Origin of the sequence: Acinetobacter calcoaceticus, assembly GCF_016508255.1 — a bacterium.
Taxonomy (GTDB): Bacteria; Pseudomonadota; Gammaproteobacteria; order Pseudomonadales; family Moraxellaceae; genus Acinetobacter; species Acinetobacter calcoaceticus_E.
In genome coordinates this window covers 1-839 of record NZ_JADVKT010000020.1, presented here as the reverse complement: position 1 = coordinate 839, position 839 = coordinate 1, and the positions used below count along the sequence as shown (strand labels likewise).

Here is an 839-nt window from a genome sequence, read left to right as displayed (position 1 = left end):
GATGCCATCCGTACCCCATTTGGCCGTTATGCCGGTGGCCTTGCACCTGTCCGTGCCGATGACCTTGGCGCTGTGCCAATTAAAGCTTTAATCCAGCGTAACCCAAGTGTGAACTGGGAACAGGTCGATGATGTGATTTATGGCTGCGCCAACCAAGCCGGTGAAGATAACCGTAATGTCGGCCGTATGTCAGCACTACTTGCAGGTCTCCCGTATCAGGTGCCTGCAACCACTATTAACCGTTTGTGTGGTTCATCACTCGATGCGATTGCCATTGCTGCCCGTGCCATTAAAGCGGGTGAAGCGAACCTGGTGATTGCAGGTGGTGTGGAAAGCATGAGCCGTGCACCCTATGTGATGGGTAAGTCGGACAGTGCTTTTGGTCGTAGCCAGAAGATTGAAGACACCACCATGGGATGGCGTTTCATCAACCCTAAACTTAAAGAATTGTATGGTGTAGACACCATGCCCCAGACTGCCGAAAACGTGGCTGAACAGTTCAACATTAATCGTGCAGATCAGGACCAGTTTGCCTTGGTGAGCCAACAACGCACCGCAAGCGCGCAAGCCAAAGGCTTTTTTTCTAAAGAAATCGTGGCAGTTGAAATCCCTCAGCGTAAGGGTGATGCTGTTGTGATTGATACCGATGAACATCCACGTGCATCAACCACGCTTGAAGCTTTAAGCAAACTTAAACCTGTTGTCAAAGCAGATGGTTCTGTGACTGCGGGTAATGCTTCTGGTATTAACGATGGTGCAGCGGCTCTACTGATTGCTTCTGATGAGGCAGTTCAAGCTTACAACTTAAAACCGCGTGCCAAGATCATTGCTTCAACAGC

At 49.9% G+C, this 839-nt stretch carries 1 protein-coding gene; it reads left to right on the top strand.

What is annotated here, in order from left to right:
• Nucleotides 1-839, top strand: an 839-nt coding sequence (locus I5515_RS17425) for an acetyl-CoA C-acyltransferase (protein ID WP_199969025.1), incomplete at both ends; no start/stop codon positions are given.